General features: G+C 49.9%; 20 protein-coding genes and 1 pseudogene. 18 read left to right on the top strand and 3 right to left on the bottom strand.

The window, feature by feature from the left end:
* Nucleotides 1–7: 7 nt before the first annotated feature.
* Both H6750_00645 and H6750_00640 read left to right on the top strand, forming a co-directional pair.
* A complete protein-coding gene (locus H6750_00645; GenBank protein ID MCB9772818.1) occupies nucleotides 8–685 on the top strand; it encodes a hypothetical protein in 678 nt (225 codons plus the stop codon).
* 86 nt (nucleotides 686–771) lie between these two features.
* Nucleotides 772–1,542: an STAS/SEC14 domain-containing protein gene (locus tag H6750_00640; protein MCB9772817.1), complete on the top strand. Its 771-nt coding sequence runs from the start codon at nucleotides 772–774 to the stop codon at nucleotides 1,540–1,542.
* A 351-nt stretch (nucleotides 1,543–1,893) separates the two neighbouring features.
* Here the strand turns inward: H6750_00640 and H6750_00635 are convergent, their stop codons facing one another.
* Nucleotides 1,894–3,144, bottom strand: a complete 1,251-nt coding sequence (locus H6750_00635) for a 5-(carboxyamino)imidazole ribonucleotide synthase (GenBank protein MCB9772816.1) — start codon at nucleotides 3,142–3,144, stop codon at nucleotides 1,894–1,896.
* On the bottom strand, nucleotides 3,141–3,641 hold the full coding sequence (purE, locus tag H6750_00630; GenBank protein ID MCB9772815.1) for a 5-(carboxyamino)imidazole ribonucleotide mutase: 501 nt from the start codon (nucleotides 3,639–3,641) through the stop codon (nucleotides 3,141–3,143). Before purE ends, H6750_00635 begins: the two co-directional genes overlap by 4 nt.
* Nucleotides 3,642–4,925: 1,284 nt before the next feature.
* Here purE and H6750_00625 point away from each other — a divergent pair.
* The 9 genes and pseudogenes from H6750_00625 to H6750_00585 all read left to right on the top strand — a co-directional run bounded on the left by H6750_00625 (nucleotide 4,926) and on the right by H6750_00585 (nucleotide 12,182).
* Entirely contained in the window at nucleotides 4,926–5,912 is a 987-nt protein-coding gene (locus H6750_00625; protein MCB9772814.1) for a hypothetical protein, read from the top strand.
* Nucleotides 5,912–6,193, top strand: a complete 282-nt coding sequence (locus H6750_00620) for a DUF2934 domain-containing protein (GenBank protein ID MCB9772813.1) — start codon at nucleotides 5,912–5,914, stop codon at nucleotides 6,191–6,193. Before H6750_00625 ends, H6750_00620 begins: the two co-directional genes overlap by 1 nt.
* A gap of 265 nt (nucleotides 6,194–6,458) precedes the next feature.
* Entirely contained in the window at nucleotides 6,459–6,977 is a 519-nt protein-coding gene (locus tag H6750_00615) for a DUF1264 domain-containing protein (protein ID MCB9772812.1), read from the top strand.
* 147 nt (nucleotides 6,978–7,124) lie between these two features.
* Nucleotides 7,125–7,613 (top strand): hypothetical protein, encoded by a 489-nt coding sequence (locus H6750_00610; protein ID MCB9772811.1) that lies wholly within the window; start codon nucleotides 7,125–7,127, stop codon nucleotides 7,611–7,613.
* Nucleotides 7,614–7,801: 188 nt separating this feature from the next.
* Nucleotides 7,802–8,131, top strand: a complete 330-nt coding sequence (locus H6750_00605) for a cupin domain-containing protein (GenBank protein ID MCB9772810.1) — start codon at nucleotides 7,802–7,804, stop codon at nucleotides 8,129–8,131.
* 131 nt (nucleotides 8,132–8,262) lie between these two features.
* Complete coding sequence (locus H6750_00600) at nucleotides 8,263–8,697, top strand: CBS domain-containing protein (protein ID MCB9772809.1); 435 nt, start codon at nucleotides 8,263–8,265, stop codon at nucleotides 8,695–8,697.
* 165 nt (nucleotides 8,698–8,862) lie between these two features.
* Nucleotides 8,863–9,162: a hypothetical protein gene (locus H6750_00595; GenBank protein MCB9772808.1), complete on the top strand. Its 300-nt coding sequence runs from the start codon at nucleotides 8,863–8,865 to the stop codon at nucleotides 9,160–9,162.
* Between the two features lie 468 nt (nucleotides 9,163–9,630).
* On the top strand, nucleotides 9,631–10,104 hold the full coding sequence (locus tag H6750_00590; GenBank protein ID MCB9772807.1) for a hypothetical protein: 474 nt from the start codon (nucleotides 9,631–9,633) through the stop codon (nucleotides 10,102–10,104).
* Nucleotides 10,105–10,668: 564 nt separating this feature from the next.
* Nucleotides 10,669–12,182: pseudogene (locus tag H6750_00585) on the top strand (SulP family inorganic anion transporter).
* 469 nt (nucleotides 12,183–12,651) lie between these two features.
* Here H6750_00585 and H6750_00580 read toward each other — a convergent pair.
* On the bottom strand, nucleotides 12,652–14,325 hold the full coding sequence (locus H6750_00580) for a cation:proton antiporter (protein ID MCB9772806.1): 1,674 nt from the start codon (nucleotides 14,323–14,325) through the stop codon (nucleotides 12,652–12,654).
* An 885-nt stretch (nucleotides 14,326–15,210) separates the two neighbouring features.
* On the opposite strand from H6750_00580, the gene H6750_00575 reads away from it, so the two are divergent.
* From H6750_00575 to rnk, 7 genes are all read left to right on the top strand, one after another.
* Nucleotides 15,211–15,450 (top strand): hypothetical protein, encoded by a 240-nt coding sequence (locus tag H6750_00575; protein ID MCB9772805.1) that lies wholly within the window; start codon nucleotides 15,211–15,213, stop codon nucleotides 15,448–15,450.
* Between the two features lie 683 nt (nucleotides 15,451–16,133).
* The gene (locus H6750_00570; GenBank protein MCB9772804.1) at nucleotides 16,134–16,703 is read left to right on the top strand and encodes a DUF2934 domain-containing protein; all 570 of its coding nucleotides are present in this window, start codon (nucleotides 16,134–16,136) and stop codon (nucleotides 16,701–16,703) included.
* A 136-nt stretch (nucleotides 16,704–16,839) separates the two neighbouring features.
* Complete coding sequence (malQ, locus tag H6750_00565; GenBank protein MCB9772803.1) at nucleotides 16,840–18,387, top strand: 4-alpha-glucanotransferase; 1,548 nt, start codon at nucleotides 16,840–16,842, stop codon at nucleotides 18,385–18,387.
* A 41-nt stretch (nucleotides 18,388–18,428) separates the two neighbouring features.
* Nucleotides 18,429–19,379, top strand: a complete 951-nt coding sequence (locus tag H6750_00560) for a universal stress protein (GenBank protein MCB9772802.1) — start codon at nucleotides 18,429–18,431, stop codon at nucleotides 19,377–19,379.
* A gap of 136 nt (nucleotides 19,380–19,515) precedes the next feature.
* Nucleotides 19,516–22,242, top strand: a complete 2,727-nt coding sequence (locus tag H6750_00555; GenBank protein ID MCB9772801.1) for a cation-transporting P-type ATPase — start codon at nucleotides 19,516–19,518, stop codon at nucleotides 22,240–22,242.
* 200 nt (nucleotides 22,243–22,442) lie between these two features.
* Nucleotides 22,443–22,685: a hypothetical protein gene (locus tag H6750_00550; GenBank protein MCB9772800.1), complete on the top strand. Its 243-nt coding sequence runs from the start codon at nucleotides 22,443–22,445 to the stop codon at nucleotides 22,683–22,685.
* A gap of 131 nt (nucleotides 22,686–22,816) precedes the next feature.
* Nucleotides 22,817–23,239 carry a nucleoside diphosphate kinase regulator gene (gene rnk / locus H6750_00545; protein MCB9772799.1) on the top strand — a complete coding sequence of 141 codons (423 nt, stop codon included), beginning with the start codon at nucleotides 22,817–22,819 and terminating at the stop codon, nucleotides 23,237–23,239.
* Nucleotides 23,240–23,555 lie beyond the last annotated feature (316 nt).

Here is a 23,555-nt window from a genome sequence, read left to right as displayed (position 1 = left end):
GTATATCATGTTTCATGAAAGTAGGGATGGTCTCGTATTTTTCTGTGTTCTGTGGCTCGTGATGATTCCTGGCCTCTCTTCCGGACTGGGTGATGCATTGCCGGATGGCGTTCGGCCGCTTCATGTCACCCAAGATGATTCCTGGGAATCGCTCATCACGAAAAACACACCGTTTCTCAATGATCCTGCAACGGTTGAATCTTTTCTCAAGGAACTGGAGAGTCGTCCTCCGGATTGGAAGTATCTGTATGGATCAAATGTTGATGAACGGTATGATCGGCTCTTGGCAGAAATGGAAAAGCGTGATGCCGTGAGAATAGGCCATCCAATGTTGAAAAAACGAATTGCGTTTCTTTGGCATGGAAGTCTTACCGGCTATCGGCCGCAGCATAAGGGTTTCGGGATTGCCATCGGTCCAGCCAAAATCAAAACCAGTTGGGGAATTGTCAGATTTAAAATTGCGAAGGATCCGTTTGAAATGGTTGCAGTTCCTCCTGCTACGATATTAGAAGCCATACAAGAACGAAGGGGTAAAGGGGAATCCGTTGACGTGACAATTCTTTATCAAGGGACTTTGATCCCGGAGGAATCCCTTTTATATGATTTTTCTACTGAGACTGAAGGCGAAGGAATGATTCTCCCCATTGTTTCGCTTGAGCAGGTGGATTATGTGTGGTCCCCTTAATATAGAGAAAACCTATCCGGTCTTACATACAGAATTTCCAGGATGAATCGTCTCAAACACACCTCAAATTTCTGGAGGCCATCATTATGTATCAACAAGCACCCGCGCCGGATCACGTGATTGCCATGCATCTCAGCGGGAAACTTACGGGCGACGACATCAAAACGTATAAGGGTATTCTTGATGAGAAACTGCTCAACCATGATCAGCTTGGCATGGTAGTGGACTTCACAGGCTTGTCGGACATGAACGCCGATGCATGTGTTGAGGGTACGAAGGCCGATCTCGAGCTTCTCAGGCATATCACTCAATTCACCCGCTTTGCCTTTGTTTCGGATAAGGAATGGCCCCAAGCCCTGATCGGGTTCATGAGCGCTTTTTTGCCGACTGTGGAGATGAAGGTATTCCCGTCCGATGAGCGCAATGAGGCCATGAAGTGGGCCTCGGAGCTGCCGAAAGCAGGCAAATTTCCACCTTCGGCTTTCCGGTTTCTCCCCGTATCAAAGGACGATGTCCTGGCCTTTGAGATTGATGGAGTGATTTCGGGGAAGGAAATGCCCGAGGTCATCAAAACATTCGAGACATTTTTTGGTCGGCACCAGAAGGTGCGTTTGCTGAACCGGATCAAACACTTCGGTGGGATTGATCCGGCAATATTTATGCAAAGTGGCCTTCTTTCGATAAAGCTGGCGGCCATTCAGAAGGTCGAGCGCTACGCCATCGTTGGTGCGCCAAGCTGGATGTGCAAGGTCATTGAGACCGTCAATCCCGCCTTTGCGGATATGGATATGCGGACATTTCCGGAAGATCGGGAAAGTGAGGCATGGGCTTGGTTGGGAGCAGAGGCTACTCCATAAAGAAAGAAAATAGGGCACTTCTACGAACTACTGCCAATTTGGTCTGACTCTGGCATAAGTCCTCCAAGGAGGATGAGTTAGGCAAATACCTGTCAACTTGGGTTCTTTAATCTCCCAAACCGCAACGAAGGTCTTAGCCGGAAGGGTGATCCCTTAGATCCGCAAGTGCAGATGATTTCTTGGAACGAATATCGTTCCGCTCTTTAGGCATCATCGAGGCTATAGGCATCAAGAGGTTGCGCGGTGCGGTTGATGCCCTGGTGATTGTATGGACAGGCCCAGAATTCTCGCCACGGAAAATTCAGCGTTAGGGTTTTCCTGCCTTATGATGGGTATCAGGCGAAGCCCGCATTAGAAACCCTGAGTGGAACACGGCGGCAGTCGTGCCGGAGTCTCCAATGGTCTGGCTAGCTTTTGAAAAGGCTCTGTGGCTGGATTCTTGACCGGAATATCTTTCTCTTGAGACTCTGCATTCATCCTGCCCTGCAGGAGACCTTCGGCTTGTTGATAGGATTGATCTGGATTGTCCCCTATCAGAAGAAAATGCCCCATTTTGCGTCCCGGCGCGGCGTGTGTTTTTCCATAAAGGTGAAGCCGGACCTGCGGATGAGCCAGAAGTCGATCCCACCTGGGCGGTCCGTTTCGCCATAGATCTCCGAGGAGATTCACCATCACGACGGGATGCATGAGGGAGGTATCCCCCAATGGTAATCCGCAAATGGCGCGGAGATGTTGTTCGAATTGGGACGTCACGCAGGCCCCAAAGGTAAAATGTCCACTGTTATGAGGCCGGGGAGCGATCTCATTGATCAACAAGGTGTCGTCCTCGAGAAGAAACAGCTCCACCGCCATGACTCCGCAGTAATCAAGCGCCTCTGAGAGGGAAAGGGCAAGCTCCTTCGCCCGTAAACGGATCGTGTCCGCCACCCGGGCCGGAACGCGTGTGGTATGGAGGATGTTCTGCCGATGGGCATTCTCAGCCAGGGGGTAGAGTTGAATATCTCCCTGAAGACTGCGGGCCAACACGACCGATAGTTCCATCTTGAAGGGCGCGACGGCTTCTAAAACACACGGGACTTCCTTTAATTCTCGCCAGGCCTCATTCAGATGGTCCACGCCGGTAACCCGGATTTGGCCTTTACCGTCATATCCTGAACGGCGCTTCTTTAAAATAGCAGGGAATGTCACGTGTTGAGCCGCAGCGGTCAAGGTGGCGTGATCTTTGACCGAGGCAAAGAGAGTTTGTGGAAAGCGGTAATCTTGAAGAAATTCCCGTTGAACCAGTCGATCCTGGATGAGAGCGAGCACGGAAGAGGATGGACGGGTCGCTTGGCCCGTTTCAATGTCGGCAAGAAGCATCCAGGGCACCAGTTCGGTCTCAATGGTCACCACATCAACCTGAGAGACAAAGTCCATCACGCGTTGCGTGTTCGTCAGCTCTGATTGCACACAAAAATCCGCAACCTGGGCGGCCGGGCAATTCTCAACGGGATCTAACACGCCAATGCGATACCCCATCCGGCGGCCTTCCATGGCCAGCATGCGACCTAGTTGGCCTCCGCCCAATATCCCGATCGTCCCACCAGGAAGAATGATATTCATATGAGTTTCTCCAGTGCCGGGGTGTGTCGTTGGTCATAATAGGCCTTGAGTCGCTGGCCGATGCCGTGATCAGATACGGCAAGAATGGCTGATGCCTGCAAGGCGGCATTGACCGCTCCATCCTCGCCGATTGCATGGGTCGCAACTGGAATGCCCTTTGGCATTTGGACAATTGATAAGAGCGAATCAAAGCCTTGCAGGGCTCGAGACCGGACCGGCACTCCGAGAACCGGAAGAATCGTTTTTGCTGCGGCCATTCCCGGCAAGTGTGCGGCGCCTCCTGCTCCGGCAATGAGCACATGGATGCCACGGCTTTGGGCCGAGCCGACATACTCAAAGAGAAAATCCGGTGTGCGGTGAGCTGACACAATCCGGCATTCATGGGGAACGGCTAATTCTGTGAGGATCAAACTTGCGTGCCGCATGGTCTCCCAATCACTGCTGCTCCCCATGATAATCGCCACGAGAGGATTCGAATGATCAGATTCAGTATTCATTGATTAGGTTGCCTCTCCAAAAATATTCCCACTTTAACAGCATCCATACTGAAAGGTCCCGGTTCCGTGAACAGATCGAGTCCCGGCCTTTTTCTCCGGCTCCGACCGTATTTGTCGGAAGACCCTCTTCTCAGTCTGGCCTACTGTACCCCGCTTCACCATCATAATTCCATAATTTCTGCACCGCCGGCCACCACCACTTCCGGCTGAACGGTTCCAGGACCGTGGTCCCAGGCAATTTGGATATCGGGTCTGTTGAAAAAAGCCGCCAGCGGCGTTCTCGCCATTTTCCCGTGCTCACGTACTCAGCGTACGCTCCGCGCGTAAAAACGGCTGCGGCCTTGCTGGACGGACTTTTTTGAACCGACCCGGAGCCTTTGAGGAGTAATTTAATCCTGGCGAATTTGCCCTTGAAAATCTTTATTATTCAACACTCCAATATCCTTTGTCCCCATAAACCGGCATCGGTCCCATTTCATCATTCGTAGGTCCTGGCTCACATACCCTGGCCACGCTTTTGTCCCCCGATAACAAATGAATTCGCATTTGAACGGGGCAATTTCCTTGAATCGGGGACTACCCCCTTTCTTTATAGAGACGTCAATGCCAACTAACTGAGCGTTTTTTTTTTCCTTGTGCCATCGCACATCATGATTCCCGGAATCATGCCTGCGGATGGATTCACTTTCTTAAGTCCCGCCTGACGAGCCGCCTTGAACCGGTATCGTCAACAGATCATTTCGGCGATGACGTGGTGGTCGGAAAGAAAATTTGACAGAGAAAACCGGCTTTTGATTCGGAAATCTCTCCCCACCACGTGACGGCGTTTCGGAATCGCATACCCCGCTTGAAAGTTTGTACCACTTTCAACGGAGAAATTCCTCAATCCATCCATGCCGACAGCCAAAAACTGACACCAGATACAACAATTCATGAGAGTCCCGTGGAATAAGAATTTTGCAGAGTTCGACTCTTAGGGCTTCCTTTTCACGTTTTCTATAAATTCCATATTCCACGAAAAGCACTGTAGATATTTGCCACGTCCCTGCAAAATTGTTTGTAGCTAAATGGGCCATTGGTTTGGGGATCAGAAAATGATGCCTGACGTCAGAAGCCCATTATAAAAGAAATTTTCATAATGGTACCGAACTTGAAACGAATGGGAGGAGACACCAACCAAGTGAGCGAAACTATTAGAAGAACTGAAAGATCTTGATCCTGCGTGCATTGGGAGAACCAAAAATTTTGAGAAGGGTTTTGGGGGCTGCTGAAAGAAGGGACTTCATGAAAGACCAAAACACGGCAAAGGGAGAACGCTGGTCAGTGATCCTGGCGGGAGGAGAAGGGGAACGAACCCGTCCGTTTATTGAGCAGTGGCTGGGGTATCACAAGCCCAAACAGTATTGTTCATTTGTGGGCCATCGTTCCATGTTGCAACATACGTGGGATCGTGCGGACCTCTTGACCCGTCCTGAACACAAAATAACCGTTATTGCTCAGAACCACTTTCGAGAAGTGGTAGCTCAGTCGGCGAATCGATCCTGTGGCCAGGTGATTGGACAACCTCGGAACTGCGATACAGCTGCCGGAATTTTTCTTCCCTTAACCTACATCCGGGTTCGGAATCCCCATGCGACGGTGGTGCTGTATCCAGCAGACCATTTTATATTCCCCGAAAATCGATTGATGGACACGGTTGAAAAGGCTATGCAGGCGACCGCCATCTTCCAGGATCGCATCATGCTCCTCGGTGTCAGGCCTACGTCTCTTGAGCTCGAGTATGGATGGATCGAACCAGGAGGACCCCTGGGATCAAGTGGCGGACTTTGCGTGAGACGGGTGGATGCCTTTCTCGAGAAACCAAACGCGATTCAGGGGCTGGCCGCTCAGGCTCATGGGGCGCTTTGGAATACCTTTATCATGACCGCCAAAATGGAGACCTTATGGAGATTGGGGTGGAAATGTTTGCCCGAGGTCATGGAACGGTTTGAACAATTGGAAAAAGTTATAGGCACACCTCAGGAAAGTCAAACTCTTCGTGAAATCTATCATGAAATGCCGAAGCGGAATTTTTCATCGGATCTTTTGGGTTGTGCCCCTGAATCGGTTGGAGTGCTTGAACTCAAAAATGTCCTGTGGAGCGACTGGGGTCGGCCTGATCGTATCGCTGACACTATTCGCGCGATAGGAAAAACCCCGGCTTTTGGATTGGAATGTCTGGCGGAAACGCGGCATACGCGCAATGAGAATCAGTTGACGGAGGTCTTGTGATGCGAACAAATCAACAAACAGAGAGCCGTAAAGACGCAAGGAATCCCATTTCCACATCGGGCTCAAGAAAAGCTGTTGTCTCTAAAAAGAGAGTCGCTAAACCCTTAAGGTCGGCCAACTCAGACATCGACACTGTTATCTGCGCTGATTCCTCTGCCCGCGATCTCGAAGCTCGGATTGCCCAGCGAGCGCATCAGCTCTATGAGGAGCGGGGGGGGTGTCACGGGGAAGATCAAGCCGACTGGTTCGAAGCTGAACGTCAGATATTAGCTACAGGATGAGAAAACTGACGTGGTCAACACAAGGGACTTTGTGACTGGCTTCCGGCTGAGAATAAGAGGGAACAAGGTATGTGAGGATGGATTCCCGATTGAACAAGGGGAAAATGAAAAAGCTTTTCTCCGTCATCCCCGCCGGTAGTAAGCGGAGATCTCTGCCGCTGGATCCGGAAAAGAATTTCCCGTCACAGATATCGGAAATGACGAACAAAAGATCCCAATATCTCAATTTGGGGCGTAATGGTTCACATTTAGCAGGGAGGTTGCCATGACTCATTTTTATCGAATTCTTGGACTGAGGAGTGTGTTGACTGTTGTGATGGTGGGAGGAATGTCTGTGCCGGCGATGAGCGCTGGTTCCGGACCGGCAGATGGCTATGATCTTCATGTCCAAGCGCCGCATCTCATGCACAATGGAGAGATTGGTGGTCCATTTCACCATTTTTGTAAGGGTATTTCAGACACCGTTTTTCAGTGTCTGTTGTTTGAAACGACTGATGCCAATGCTCCGCTCGTCGCCGTGGAATATTTCGTGGCCAAGAAGGCTTCCAGAACGCTTCCGCTCATCCAATGGCACCGGTACTTCCATGATCACCAGGAGGAGATTGACACTGGGCGCTTGTTTATCCTCGACGTCGATGATGAGAACAAGAAAAAAGAAATTGCCGAAGCTGCAGGTAAAACCGATGGGGTGATCTATCATCTGTGGCAAAAAGGACAGGCGTTTCCGGACGGAACCGTGACTTTCCCACAATCGATTGGTGTGCAGTTTCCTCAACCGAATTAATTACTCATGACTGGACGGGGGATCTCAAAAATCCCCCGTTCTTTCCGGATGTCGATATCAAAACTAAAAATGGAAGCTTGCCTATCTCAAGCCAGGTTGTGAGGGGAATGATGGGTCAAACAATTTATGCTTTATGAGGTATGGGAAATGAATACACGACAGTTTGGCATATTGGTCATGACAACTCTTTTTGCCGGGGTGATGGGTGGGGCTCTGTCCAACCTTGTTTTCATGAATGCCGCAGTATCGGCAGGGGAATCTGAGCAGCCAAAGAAAGTGGTGGCGGCGGAGGAATTCCGCCTCGTGACGAAGGATGGCCAACCACGGGCCACGCTGCTTCTGTGGAATGGTAATCTCCCGGCATTAACTCTTGCTGATGAAACCTGTCATAACCGTGTGTTCCTCGGTGTCTTTAATGAGGCACAGCCCGCGTTAATTCTCAACGATAAAGGCTGTAAGCAGAGAGCGGCTCTGGATCTGCAGCCGGATGGATTGCCTTCCCTCACGCTCAGAGACAAAAATGACGTTCCACGCGCACGGCTCCGTGTGTTGCTGGATGGAAGTCCTGTCCTGACCCTTTTTAATCAGGACGGCCAGATTGCCTGGTCACCGCCATTATCCTCCTCCAAGCCTTAGAGATGATCCCTGAGAGAATGGGTTCCCTTTGTGTGGGAGGGACCAGGACATCCGCGAGGAACGAAGGGACGTTTCAAACACTTGAATCAGGCCATCTGAATCGAACGCGTTGTGTGAGATTTTTCTTGGAAAGAAGCGATAATCATCCAATTTCAATACTTCTGTAGGAATCAAAGGAGGAGAGACCAATGAGCAAAGAAAAATTCCACCACACCGCTACAATGAAGTGGGAGAAACTTCAAGAATTTCCTGGGCCCGCAGACGTCAAGATTGTTCGGGAAGACCCATCCCTTGGCGCCAAGACCATGCTGGTTCGGATTCCTGCCGGCGGCCGGATCACGCCTCATAGCCACCGAGGCATCGTTCAGCATTTTGTTCTTGAGGGGCAATACGAGACGGACGGCCAGTTATGTGAACAGGGCAGTTATCGGATGATGCCGGAACACTGTAATGTGTCTCCTATTTCCACAAAAGACGGAGTGACCATCCTCATGATCTATGACCCGGTTTCCAACTAAGCCCGTTATATCCGGTAACTTGGCTAGGGGGTAACTTTTTGTATGATGGAATTTTATGAACAATGTGTAATGCTGGCTGGCTATCTATCTATGGATATTGAGATTTTTACATTTTAATGTGGGGAGGTCATATGGCTATTCAAGGTGTCCCAGCCTCAGGATTTAAAACTGTCGGACAGATTGTGCCAACCAATGAATTGAAATTCGGTAGGAAATTGAATGCTCTGGCCGCCGCGATCGAGTTACTTTCTCATCATACGCCGGGGGGGCCGGTCGTCGACGAAAAAAACCATTTTATCGGCTTTATCAGTGAATTTGATGTCCTCCGTGCTTTGGAAGCAGGAAAAGATCTGAACAAGGTGACCGTCGAAGACGTGATGAAAAAAGACCAGATTTCAGTTGTTGATACGACATCGATCAAGGATGCGGTGCATCTCATGGAAGAACATCGATTGTTGAGTTTACCCATAGAGCGAAATGGGGAGGTGATGTATACGGTGACAAGACATGATCTTCTGAGGGCCTGGATTGGATTAGGATTGGGAGTAGAATCTGGAAATGAATAGCTCAATAAATCGGCGTTTACTCCTGGAATGGGATAATCCACGGAATCTACAAGACGGCCATCTTTATTGAGGGGGAAATCTTAGAGATGCGGGAGAGGGGGTTGGATCATATTGAAAGTGGAAAGTGAGACATTCTGTTCTTCGTGAGGCGATGTAAGGTGGTGCATGAATTCAGAATCTAATGGCTATGTCACAGTCAGGGTTTTTGAGGCTTCAGATCCCTCTGAATGGGAACTTCTCGGACCGGATGGAACGGTCATTGAAGGATGGCATCTGCTGTCTGTGGGGCGTGATCATTCGGGGAGGTACTCGCTTCACGTGACCTTTGATCAATTTCATTGTGTCAATGCGGCGGGACAAAAGGTCAACGTACATCTGAGTGGGGGTTCCGCTCAGAAGTTGGAGAAAGAACCACCCCCTCCGAGTGCCCGTACACATCGTAACCCACGGCATGGAACAACATAATGTGCTGATGGAAAAAGGGGAGGGCAGAGGAACGTCCCATGCAGGTCAAATGAGGATATGAGCTCAAAGCAACCTAGCTTCATCCGGGCGTAAAAATCCTACTAGGCTGAGAAAGGAAAAGTCACATAGATATCTGAACGCCTGGAGCGAAAGGGGAGCAAGGTGTATTGCTTTTTCAACCGCCATGACACTCTTCGTAGGTATCATCCTTTAGATACTTCTTAATGCTTCGGAGGAAGACGAGCCTCAAGGGTTTTTCACAGCTGCCTTGAGTGGTGCCTTTTTTATAGGCTTAGTAAAAGGAGCATTGAAATGCCCAACTAGGCCGATTTTCATGGGAACCCGAATATATTGACATTCGAGACAGCCCTTCAAAAACATTTTCACGATGGTTTAGTAAAAACGTGTTTTATTGACTTCCTGTCAGATTACAAGATGTATGTAACCCTTTAAGCAGGAGGGAATTTTATGCGTGCACTGGCATATGTGTTGATAGGAGTCTTGGGTGGAATGGGCGTGATGAGCCTAAGCCAAAAGGGAGGACCAAGTCCCCCTACTATGTTGGCACCGGTGAGTTATGCGATGACGTCTTCGGAACAAGCTTCCGATTTAGCAGATGAGAAGCCCTGGACAGGTGAAGATCTCTTGGAGATGGCGCAGGTCTATGATCAACAGGCTGATGAGCTTCAAAGTGAGGCGGTGAGATTGGAACAGCGAGCCATAAGTCTTGCAAAAAAGCCACATATGGATCCCAAGGGGTTTACCAGGTCCGGGTGGATGTTGATTGCCTCAACGCGATGGAAGTCGGCAAAAGAATTACGAGAATTGGCTGCCATGCATCGTTCGGAAGGGCAACGTCTCCTGGCATTGGAAAAAAACGGAGAGGTCCCCACGGAAGATTTAGATAAGGAAGGAAATGCCTCTCAGAAACACGGCACATGACACATGAGTTGTGGTGTTTGTGTAAGCTTACTGTAGGGTAGATCCGCTGATTACGTGTGTTGTTTTTGTCCACCTGCTGTCGCATAGCGTTTTATTGTCACCGACCAGCCGGCGGTCTTTGCTTGCGTCAAAGACATTCTATTGATAGCACCATTATTTGTTCGGCATGACCATCGCCGCGGAATTGGGGCGGCGGGAAATTTCTTTGCTCTTTCTCTAGATGATCATTCTATGGATAGATCAAATGGTGAGGGGGAATGTCCCCGAAACTCAAGGGCGAGAAGCTGGTTGTCATGCCGATAAAGGGAATGTATGGGTTCAACTTGAGCAATCGAGGACTCATCCTGCCGTCGCCAGTCGGTTGCGCACGGGATTCCAATTTCCATGGATGGATCCATTTCATCGCGATAGGGAGGGCTTGGCTGTGGGATCCGCATCAATCAAAATTCATTGTTTCTCCAAGAGGTCGAAAAGGTTCAGGATGCCTGGAAGAGAACACTCTTCCTCATGAGGCATGCGGGATGACGCATGATGAAGAAACTGGAGTGGAAAGAGCTTTTTACGATGACGTGGAAAGATGTACGACGCGATTTTCTGGCCTCCGTTGTGGTGTTTCTCGTGGCATTGCCCTTGTGCATGGGCATTGCCATTGCATCGGGTGCCCCTCCTGTGAAGGGGATTATTACCGGTATTATCGGGGGCCTCGTTGTCGGACTCCTTGCCGGGTGCCCTCTGCAGGTCAGCGGCCCGGCTGCCGGTCTGACCGTGATTGTCTTCGATGTGATTCAGCGTTTTGGCATAGGCAAACTCGGGATCGTGGTTCTGGTGGCCGGAGGAATCCAAATCCTGGCGGGATTTCTTCAGTTAGGTCAATGGTTCCGAGCCGTCTCCCCTGCAGTGATTCAAGGAATGTTAGCGGGAATCGGCGCGCTCATCCTGGCAAGCCAATTTCACGTTATGATCGGGGACACGCCCAAAGGAAGCGGACTTGAGAATATTTTGACCATTCCCGAGGCCGCGTGGAAAGGGTTGATCCCTCAGAAGGGAGTTGACTCGAGTCATTTAGTGTCGGCCCGCATTGGAATTCTCACGATCGCAGTTATTATTTTTGGCAATTTCTGGTGCCTAAAAAGATTCAATTTATTCCTGCTCCTCTGGTGGGGGTATTGGTCGCCAGTGGAGAAGCCTACATGCAAAATCTCTCCATCGAATATATTGAATTCCGGGACAGCCTCGGGAGCTCGATCCATTTTTTAAACCTGGAGGATTTTGCCTCCCTTCTCGATCCATCCCTATTGTCCATGGCCATCGCCATTGCCTTTATCGCCAGTGCGGAAACCCTCTTATGCGCCACTGCTGTAGACCAGATGCATTCGGGAGCCCGGACCCGATACAACCGTGAAATGTCTGCCCAGGGCATTGGAAATCTTTTCTGTGGATTTCTTGGAGCTTTACCCATGACAGGAGTGATTGTCCGAAGTAAAGCCAATCTTCAGAGTGGTGCCCGAACGCGTGTCTCAGCTGTGCTCCATGGTGCCTGGTTACTCTTATTTGTCGGACTTTTTCCTAAAATACTCGAATTGGTTCCCATCGCAAGTTTGGCCGCTCTCCTCGTATACACCGGCTATACCCTCATCAATGTCCAGGCTATTCGAACACTTTCAAAATTTGGCCGGGGAGAAGTCATCGTGTATGCGGTGACTGTGGTGACCATTGTGACAACCAACCTTTTAATTGGAGTGCTTGCAGGGCTTGGTGTGGCACTTGCGAAGTTAATTTATTCAACTAATACCCTTCAGGTTTCGATGGACCGCAGCAAGAACAATAAACTGATTTCCATCAAATTTTCAGGTACGGCCACGTTCGTAAATCTCCCAAAATTTGCCAATGCTTTGGATGATGTTCCATTGAAGAAAGACGTTCATCTCGATTTTGATGAACTACGGTGTATTGATCACGCCTGCCTGAACTTACTGAGTTCCTGGAAGAAATTTCATGAAACCCAAGATGGAACAGTGTCCGTTGATTGGGAAAAATTGGAATCAAAGATGCTTGAAAAGCAGACCACTCCTCCCTAATTATAACGCTCGGCTATCGTACGCCACATGAGGTATTCTTTGATACGACCACATCACTAACCGTTGCACTTACAAGTTGAATCCAAGACGGGTATTTGACACTCAATTCCGCAAAAAAATGGTCAAGACATACATGGAGGGTCTTGCCTTTTAAAGAAATAAGGAATTTTCAGCGAGACAAACCGTATGGAGAAAGGATAGCGGCGGGTTCAAACTTGTTGGGCTATGCTGTGCGGCTGCATACGGTACCTCACGCATGGATGGGAACATTTGAGAGTTTACGAAATCTCCATTGTATGTATGTGAAGAATAACAGGAAGGGGAATCCAGGCTACGCGATCGAAGCATCCCTGTGAGTCATTTAATGATGAGAGACTGATTGGTATCAGGGTGGGCCATGACCAGGGACCCCTGAATGCCTCTTTATCGGGTGTATGATTTGTCGCGCATTCTGGATCATGATGGCTATTTACATATTCTTGTTGGATTTCAGGGCAAGGACGTGAGAATTACTCAGTAATTCCACCGCACGCTCGGCGGCATCGGCAAACGGGATGAGCACGACATTCACCCCGGCCTGTTTCAATAATTCGGCCTCACGAACCGTATAGGCTGCCATACCTAACTGTTTGGTATAACCATGCGTGCGGAGGGCGTGTAGTAATGTCACGTTGGTCGAGGTCGCCGGGATCGTGCTCACGACCCATCGGGTCCGGGTCAGAGGTAATGAACCCGGCAGATTCGGATCGGCTGCATCTCCGTAAAAGGCGGGCCAGCCTTGTGCATGCCAAAGTGCAACCACTTCGGGATCAAAATCCACGCCTAGGACCACATACCCTTTTTTGCGCAAACCCTCGGCCATCCGGCTGCCGTAGCGTCCCAGGCCACAGAGGATGACATCCGGATTGAGGGCCTCCCTGGAGGTGTCATCTTCCTCCTGTTCCCGATGTGGGGTGGTCCGCTCAAAGATCTGTAGCCATGTGCCGAATCGTTCATATAGTGGATGTGAATACAAAATCAGGTAAGTGGACAGTCCAATGGTGATCAGACCCACAAGCGTAATGAGTCCCATCACTGAATCGTCAATGTGACCGAGGGTCACTCCCAATGCGCCCAGGATCAATGAAAATTCGCTGATTTGTGCAACTGTCAGGCCCGCCAGAAAGCCGGTCCTCGCCCGGTATCCCATTACTCCCATGATGATGATCACAATCAGGGGATTCCCGATCAGGACAAATAATGATAGAGCGATGGCCGGCCAGGCTTGAGAGCCCAGGTGGCCCATATCCAGCTGTGCTCCAAGGCTGAGAAAGAAAAACAACAAGAGAAAATCCCTGATGCTCACTAATCGTGAACCGATGGCTTCACGGTACGTCGTCGAGGCCAGCGAAATCCCGGCCAGGAACCCTCCAACCTCTTTGCTGAATCCCAAGGCTTCGCTGAGCGCGGCAAGGGAGACCCCCCAGGCGATCGCAAACAACATCATCAACTCCGGGGTACGGGCCAGGCAATAGAGTAATTGCGGCAGGCCATAGCGCATGAGGATTCCCACGCCGGCCAAAAGGGCAACCCCCTTCAGTAAGACCAGGAGCATTTCCTGTGCGAGGCTATTTTCCGTGGCCCCTGTCCCTAGGGCGGAGAGGCCGATCATGACCAATACGACCACGATGTCCTGCACAATAAGAAAACCGATGGCGATACGTCCGTGGAGCGAATCAATCTCGCCCTTGTCCGATAACAATTTGACGATGATGATCGTGCTGGAGAATGTGAGCGCCACGGCCACATAAAGGGCCGCTAATGGTTCGAAACCTAATGCCACTGAGAGGCCATACCCGACAATCGAGGTAAACAGCACCTGACCGAGACCAGTGGCCAATGCTACTCGCCCCATTGAGCGAATCAAATGCAGATCCAGCTTCAAGCCGACCATGAACAGGAGAAGGGTGATGCCGATTTTGGCTAATAAGTCCACTTGATCGGCTGAATGTAGCCAATTGAATCCGGACGGACCACTCATGATTCCGACCGCGATAAAGGCGACGATCAATGGCTGGCGCAAGCCCGCTGCCAGCGCTCCAATCACCGCTGTCAGGAGCAACAGGGCAGCGACTTCCTGAAAGATAGTGTTTATTGGCAACATACAAATCAGCAAATTAGCATGGGATTTTCACGCATCGAGGGGAAAACATACTATAGGGATTTAGGCACTAAAAGAAAATCTAGAATTTGTTGGCGGGAAGTTTTAAGGAACCGAATTGTGAGGGGTGAATCAGGCAGAGCACCCGGAGGAGTCGGCAGATCCTTCAATTGTTCCACGGCCAGCAGCAATTCATCATGGATCCTATTGAGTTGAGGAGCATATTGTTAGCGCCCATTCACCATCCTGACCACGCGTAACTGGAAGATCCCAAGCTTCATGGTCCTGAGTGAAGCTCCTGACAGCAATCTGAGGGGCATCTTTTAGATGTGTTTTCTTGTGGCATTTGCGCATTCCTCCCCCCCTCATCAGGTTGAGGGGTATTCTGCGCTTTTTATTTATGAAATGAATTTTTTGTCTTTTGCTCGGCGTCAATTGGGCGTTTGATCGTACATGACAAATATTTTGTCAGGATTTACCCTCTTCCCATTCTCTTTTGCTATTGGTTAACTAGTAGCAAGTACACACAAACCCTTGTGGCCCGGCCTCTTCGGGTTCTTGCGGAGGTCTCCATGGTCATAAGGAGGTAACTGTTCATCCATCCATTTCTCATATACTGAATTGGATTCCATTATGACATCATTTCGCAAAATTTTATTTTTGGAGTCTGGCTCCCACTGCTTCTGGTTGCCGGATGTTAAGCAGTCAGGAATCATAGGAAAGGTCTCCGGGACTGTGAATGCTGACATATCTGGACCGGGGTCGCGGCATATCTGCGCTCGCAACATACGGTTAACGGCGTGCGTTCGGGGTATTATTTGATCGCCAATGAAAGATCCGTTGGTAACCTTCAGGATCCCAGCCAGGACGGGATCCGGCACATAAAAATTGGTCGCAGCCGATCCAATGGAGTTGGGTGGAAATTTTGAAGTTCAAATTGAGAGAATAGTTGACGGGAAACTTACTTCTTTTGGGTTCGATACAGAAGGAACTCTGGCCTTGGAAACCATCCCCGCTGATGGAACGAAATTGTCTGGTTCCAAAATTAAAGGATCTTTTAAATTGGTGACAAAGGATGCTGATGGAAAAAACCTCTCAGGCAAAGGAACCTTTGAATTTTTTGGGTAGCGAAAGAATGCCTTTCCTGGTTGATTGTGGAAGGAGTTATTTCGAATCAGCGGTCCGTGAGGAAAGAGAAAACAAAAGTCCGGAGGCCGGAATCGACCGGCGATACCTGTCCTGAGTGTTTGTCCAATCATTGACTTAAATGATTTTTTCCTGATTTTGCATCTCGCATACTTCTCGCATCAATTGCCAGGAAGGTTGAAAAGAGGGATGTGGTAAAACGTAAGGAGACAAATACATGGATGCTTTAATGTTACTGGGCGGACTCGCGCTCATTATCGGGGTGATCGGCTTTGTTGTTTTGGTGAAAGGCTGGAAAAAAAGACCTCCTGGACCTGAATAAGCAGTGGCGCAGAGGCGACCATTTGTCCATTGAGAATCACGGGCTGGCTGACTGTGGTGTTGGTTGAAAGAGCCGAAGCGTACGATTCTGCCAAAAATTAATCTCCGGAGTCTGAAAATTGTGTGTAGAAATTCCTCTAAAAGGGGTTCCATTACTATCCTAATATGGGGCAATTTGCCTCTATGAGGGATTTTACTTTCTGCACATCCACTCACCGTGCTGTTTGAGTTGCAGAGAAAGTACATTAATGTATTTACAAAATGAAAATGGTATAGAATTTGTACTATCTACCATGAAATAGTGGATGAGTAGTTTCGTAGGATTTTGAGAGGGAGGTTATTTCTTGATGATTATGATTGTGACCTTTCACGAGGAATTTCGAGGAAAGATTTCGGCTTTTCTCTCTGAAAAGGGATATGAAGTCTGTATTCCTCCTCATAGGCAGGATGTGGTTCCCCTGGTAAAGGAAAAATCCCCCTTAGTGGTCGTGTTGGATATGTATGTGGCGGAACCAAATGGACTCAACGTGCTAAAGGACCTACGAGCCCAACATTATCATGGAGGAATTGTGGCGCTGGCCGGAACCTCGGTGCGTTCATTAATGTCACAGGCGTCCCAGCTTGGCGTCGACCAGGTGATCGGAGGATTTCAAGGCGATGGCGGAGCGGTGAATCTTGATCAGGTGGAGTCTGCAATTAAATTGGCATTACACTCAAGCATTGCCAAACGCGCATTTGAATTGTATGAGGCACGAGGCCGGACGAAAGGGAAGGACATGGACGATTGGCTTGAGGCTGAGCGGCAAATTATCCATACCGTCAAAACCTTCTCATCAGGGGAAAGCCAAGTGAAGCCCGCTCCTGAAAGCGTTTCCAAGAAGCGACCCAAAAAGACCCAAAAGCACGCACCCTGAAAGGTGAACCTCCAACTCAAGATTGCCTGCCGACCATCTCGACAGTGTTTTGCAGGTATGACCAAGAGTCAGGAAAGCCTGAGGTTCATCTTAATCTTTTTACTCAACAGTTTTTCAGCGCATTTAACTCGGGATTATGGTGAATCTGGTTAGAGGAAGTGGAATCTTATTACATCCGACGTCTCTCCCGGAGGGATGGGGCATCGGGGATTTAGGACCCGCAACCTATCAATTTGTCGATTTTCTAAAGGCCGCAGGTCAGAGTTGGTGGCAGATGTTGCCACTGGGTCCGACCGGATATGGCAATTCCCCCTACATGTGTTTTTCCGCCTTTGCAGGAAACCCCTTACTCATTAGCCCGGAAAAACTTGTGGAGGATGGATTTATATCGGCATCCGATGCGAGGCGGCCTCCTCCCTTTCCAGCTGAACGTGTGGATTACCCTCTGGTCATAACGCAAAAGCACCTAATCTTCGAACAGGCATTTGAGCAGTTTAAAGCCAATCCTCCAGCCGAACATCGCCAAGCCTTTTTGTTGTTTCGTGAAAAGCATGCCTCCTGGTTAGAAGACCTCTCCCTCTTTATGTCTTTGAAGGAAAGCTATGCGGGGCAAGCATGGACTCGATGGGAAAAGCCATTGATTGTTCGAGATCCTAAAGCCTTGCAGGAATGCAGTCGTCGCCTCAGAGATAACATAGATTTTCATCAGTTTCTTCAGTATCTGTTTTTTCACCAATGGTCCGTTCTGAGACAGTATGCTCATGCCAGGGGAGTCAGAATTATCGGGGACCTCCCGATTTATATTGCTCATGATAGTTCAGACGTCTGGGCGCATCCTGATTCATTTTATTTGGATGACCAATGTCAACCGTCCGTGGTGGCCGGGGTGCCGCCGGACTATTTTAGCGCAACAGGACAACGGTGGGGGAATCCGATTTACCGGTGGGACGTGAGAGCCGGGTCTGATTATCAATGGTGGATCGATCGATTTCGTGCCAATCTTGCTCTTGTCGATAAGATTCGATTGGATCATTTCCGGGGGTTTGAAGCTTATTGGGAAATCCCGGCTTCTGAACCTCATGCCATCCATGGTCGATGGGTGAAAGGTCCGGGAGGCGAATTGTTTGCAGCCGTGAAAGCCGCACTTGGTGATTTGCCGGTGATCGCCGAGGACCTTGGTGTGATCACTCCGGAGGTTGAGGCGTTACGGGATTCCTGTGGTTTTCCCGGTATGCGAATTTTACAAATGGCTTTCGGCACCGATCCCAAAGCCCATTACTATCGACCCCATCACTATACTCGGAATTCCATCGTTTATACGGCCACTCATGACCATAATACGACGGTCGGGTGGTTTACCGCTGAACCGGGGAAGGAAACTACCCAATCCAAAGAGGAGATCAAGGAGGAGCGTGTGAGTGTATTGCGCTATCTTGGTACCGACGGGCGAGACGTTCATTGGGATGTGATTCGACTGGCCATGAGCTCTGTTGCCCAACTCGCCATGGTTCCGCTTCAGGACGTATTGGGTTTGGGGAGTGGATGCCGGATGAATCGCCCCGGCACGCTCAAAGGGAACTGGGAGTGGCGGGTTCACCCCGGGCAGTTGCCGGAGAATGTTGGAACCCGACTCCGTGACCTGACAGATTTATTTGATCGACGGCCAATGACCACGCAGGTTTGAACGGATAGACAAGACGGGTTTCTTGAGGAAAGGAGAGACGGATGAAAATTCTGGTGTCGGTTGATTATTCAGTACATGCGAAGGAGGCCATCCGATTTGTGAAGTCGATGGACTGGCCAAAAAAATCCGAAATTTATTTAATGCATGTGATTGAAATGAAGGATGCCCCCTCTATTGTGCCCTCGGGAGGACCATCGAGTTGGGATAGAGTGATTGCCCAGGCGAGAGGACAACTGATAACCGAGGCAAAGTTTTTCCTTGAGCAAACCAAAATGGACATGCTCAAAGAAAGCTCTCTGAACATTAAGAACATCGTAGTGGAAGGGCTTCCTGGAGCGGAAATTTTACAGGCAGTCAAGGATTATCAGATTGACCTGGTCATCATTGGGACACGGGGTTTGTCAAATGTCAAGCGATTTCTCCTTGGAAGCACCAGTGATTGGGTGATGAGGGAAGCTTCGTGTTCCGTGCTATTGGTTCGTGAAAAATTAAGTCACGTGATGATGGGGAAAACGGCCGCAAAAATTATTCTCGCCACCGATGGCTCAGCTGTTGCTCTGAGTACTATGCAGATGCTTGGTCTGTTGAAGGGCAAAACGCCTCCTAAGGTCACGGTGACGCATGTGGTGGGAAAGCCCGCCTTCCTGGAAGGCTGGTATTGGGGAAAAGGAAAAGCCGAATTTAAGCAATTGGGAGAACAATTGCTTGAGAAGGCGGAAAAGGACGGCGCCGCTCATTTGGACGAGATGAGCCAGAGAGTCGAACGACTCGGAATGAAAGTCGATACGGTGTTGACCAAGGGAGATCCTGCTGAAGAAATTGTCAAAATTGCCGAGCGTTCGAAGGCAAAATTGATCTTGGTGGGATCAAAAGGATTTGCGGGGGGTAAGCCGGTTCCATTGGGAGGAGTCGTCAGAAAAATTGCTCGCTATGCGCCATGTTCGGTGTTGCTCACACGCCCTGGCAGATCCGGAAAAAAAGTTGATGCGTGATCCATTTTCCCTCTTCAGGAAGACTTAAGGCCATCTAAGGGTAAAGGAAGCAATGGTCAGGGCCGTCTGCTGGTGAGGTGAGGCATTCTAAACCTGTTTCTTATGTGTGGTTTTATCCTCAATTAAAAGGAGCGCGATGTCGGTATCCGATCAAAACAAGTCAAACCTATGCTGGCATGCCATGGATGGAGAATCTGTCCTCAAGACAGTGGCCAGTCAAGTGGGGGGCTTAACACAGGAAGTCGCTGCCCAACGTCTGGCGCTCTATGGCCCTAATCGATTACGTCCACCTAAAAAGCAATCCTCCTGGCAGCGGTTTCTCGCCCAGTTCCACAATATTTTAATTTATATCCTTCTGGGAGCGGGTGTCGTGACTGCCATTCTGGGTCATTGGGTGGATACCAGTGTGATTCTGGGCGTGGTAATCATCAATGCCGTTATCGGATTCCTTCAGGAGGGGAAAGCTGAAAGGGCAATGGATGCCATTCGCCGGATGTTGTCCGTGCAAGCCTGCGGTCTTCGTAATGGAACCCGTTGCCCCATTCCGGCGGAAAGCCTGGTACCTGGGGATATTGTGTTTCTCCAATCCGGGGACAAAGTCCCGGCGGATCTGCGTCTTCTGAAGGTGAAAGATTTGCGCATTGAAGAAGCCGCCTTGACCGGTGAGTCCGTCCCGGTTGAGAAACACATGAACCCGGTGCCGGAAACCGCGACTATTGGTGATCGAAAGGGCATGGCCTATTCGGGAACTCTGGTGACCTATGGGACGGGAACCGGGGTGGTGGTCGCCACCGGAGATGCCACGGAGATTGGACGGATCAGCACCTTGCTGGCCAGGGTGCAGACATTAACCACGCCGCTTCTCAGAAAGATTGGAGAATTCGGGAGCCGGTTAAGCCTGGCCATCGTGATCGGAGCGGTTGGTGTGTTCCTTTTTGGAGTATTGTTCCGGGAGTATGGGTTCAGTGACATGTTTCTTGCCAGCGTAGGATTAGCCGTTGCCGCCATTCCTGAAGGCCTTCCGGCTATTATGACCATCACGCTTGCCATCGGGGTGCAAGCGATGGCCCGACGCCAAGCGATTATCCGACGGTTGCCGGCGGTTGAAACCCTGGGCTCTGTGACCGTTATTTGTTCAGATAAAACCGGCACGCTGACACGAAATGAAATGACCGTTCAAACGCTGGCAACCGCGGCCTATACCGTGGAGGTCAGTGGTGTCGGCTATGATCCGCATGGGGGGTTTTCTTTGCTTGGCAACCCGATCGTGCTGACTGATCTTCCGGACGTGATGGAGCTCGCTCGTGCCGGAATGTTGTGTAACGATGCGGATTTGTCCCACGTGGATGGGGTCTGGCGGATCAATGGCGATCCGACGGAGGGGGCCTTGGTGACGTTGGCACGAAAAGCGGCTCTGGATATCCACTTCGAACTGGAGATGTGTCCCAGGACTGATGTGATCCCCTTCGAATCCCAACATCGGTTTATGTCGACGTTACATCATGACCATGCCGGGCATGGATTTATTTATATCAAGGGTGCCCCTGAACGCGTGTTGGAAATGTGCGCGTTTCAGCGCAGCCTGGGGGAAGATCATCCTTTGAATAGCCGGTCGTGGCACGATCGGATCGAGCAGATGGCGAGTCGGGGTCAGCGAGTGCTGGCAGTGGCCTTTGCATCTACGAATCACGAACATCGAGAGTTACGATTTCGAGATGTGGAGCAGGGCCTGACGATGTTAGGCCTCTTCGGCATTATTGACCCCCCACGGGCTGAAGCCATTGAAGCGGTGCGGCAATGTCAACAAGCCGGGATTCGGGTCAAAATGATTACCGGCGATCATCTTGTGACGGCGAGAACGATCGGCTTGCAGATGCACATCGGAGATGGGAAACAGGCTCTCTCGGGACAGATACTGGAAACGTTGAGCGATGAGGAACTGAAGCGTGTTGTTCGGGATATCGATATTTTTGCCCGGACAAGTCCGGAGCATAAGCTACGGCTTGTGCAAGCTCTCCAGGCCGATGAGGAAGTGGTGGCCATGACCGGAGATGGGGTGAATGACGCGCCGGCACTCAAGCGGGCGGATGTCGGAGTGGCGATGGGAGTCAAGGGAACGGAAGTGGCGAAGGAAGCGGCGGAAATGGTGCTGGCCGATGATAATTTTGCCTCCATTGCCCATGCCGTCGAGGAAGGTCGTCGGGTCTATGACAACATTCAAAAGTCCATTCTGTTTATTCTTCCCACCAATGTCGCCGAAGCCGGAGTGATTGTATCCGCCATTCTGTTAGGAACCATGCTGCCGATTACGCCCGTACAAATCCTGTGGGTGAACATGATCACCGCCGTGACACTGGCCTTGTCCTTAACTGTCGAACCTCCTGAATCGGATGTTATGCGACGTCCTCCTCGAAGCCCCGGGGAAGCCATTTTGTCGCGGTTTCTGCTGTGGCGAATCGGCTTTGTGTCCACCTTAGCGGTGGCCGGCACGTTTGGATTGTTCCTATGGGAAACAGACCAGGGGGCATCTATCGAAACCGCGAGGACGATAGCCGTCAACATGCTGGTGGTCTTTGAAGCCTTTTATTTATTAAATGCCCGGTCGTTTTATGGTTCGGTGCTGTCCCGTAACGGATTGTTTGGAAACCCCTATGTTCCCCTGACCATAGGGATGGTATTAGGCATGCAAGGCTTCTTTACCTATACCGAAGTGATGCAGACGCTCTTTCATACAACCGCCATTGATGGACTTGCCTGGCTTCGAATTATCGGAATTGGCGCGGTGATTTATTTGCTGGTCGAAGTGGAGAAATCTGTGTTTCGGATTATTCTGAAATTCAGAACACCCGATCTGAAAATTTGACGACTGGGTCGTGAGTCGGAATGGCTTTCGAGTAGGCATCGGAAGGGATTTGGGGATACCCGGAGAGGAGAGATCACAATAATTTGTGTTTCGTACAAAGGGAAATGACTGATGTTGATAAAAGGGTGAAATGAAGAAAAAGAAGATGAAAACCCGGTGTACCCAAAAAATCAGCAGTGACTAAGGAAGAGCTTCAGCGCATGGACGCGGCTATCAGGCATTGTACGGCCGGTATCGGGATTTGGGAATGGGCCGGTACCGACAAAGGTGGCGAACCTGATGTGATCTTGGCCTGTGAGAAAGATCGTCCTATTCTGGAGACCTTGGTTGCGGTGGGCCTTCCTCGCAAGCAGGCGTTTTGCAATAAAAGGATTGATCATAAAACGTACATCGCCCAGTACGGCGGCGATATCCCGGAAATTAAAGATTGGAAATGGCCGTAATAGTTTTCATGCCCCGTTTATGGCCTGCTCCATTACCATAATTCGATCGCCTGGATTATTGTGGTATCCTCTCCCATGTGGATGCCCTAGATTTTTCGGTTACCCAAATTGATCTTTTAAGGAGTCATGCGATGGACCGCCGGGACATTTATGTTACGGAATTCGACCTGAATCGACTCACTGAACTCTTAGGAGTCTGGCAAACATTCAAAGGTAGCAAAAATACCAGCATTCATCTGGAAAGCTTAATGGAAGAATTGGATCGGGCATATATCGTTCTCCCAAAGGATATTCCAGCTGATGTCGTCACGATGAACTCACGCGTCCGGCTATCAGACATGAGCAAAGGGGAAGAGTTGGAGTATACGTTGGTCTTTCCGCGTGATGCGGATACTGCGACAGGAAAGATTTCTATTCTTGCCCCGATTGGAACGGCCATTCTCGGGTATAGGGTCGGGGACAGTATTGAATGGCAGGTCCCTATTGGGACGAGGAAGTTAAAAATTCAAGAGATTCTCTATCAGCCTGAGGCTGCCGGAGATTTCCATCTGTAGATGTCTTCGCCCTCTATCAGTTCACATGAACAGTATGGAAACCTGTTAAGGTAAAGACGTACAAACGAATGGTTGAACCGTTGCCCGGGGCAACGCCTGATGGTTCACACTGCCGGTCATCATGAGGGAAAAATTTACACTAACATCTTCCTATCGAGCAGATCTTCCGGGAAATATGGCTCGGGTATCATTATGGAAGGGGTCTTATTTATGAGAAAATCCTTGCCCCCCGATCGTCTGTTCACAATGGATTTTTTATTCCCAGGGCTGTCCGGTTTATCCGTTGGGTTTCGTGTCTCTCCTCCCATACCTTGAT

The organism is Nitrospiraceae bacterium (assembly GCA_020632595.1).
Taxonomy (GTDB): Bacteria; Nitrospirota; Nitrospiria; order Nitrospirales; family UBA8639; genus Nitrospira_E.
Note: the sequence above shows the minus strand (reverse complement) of the source record. Positions and strands in the feature narration are given on the sequence as shown.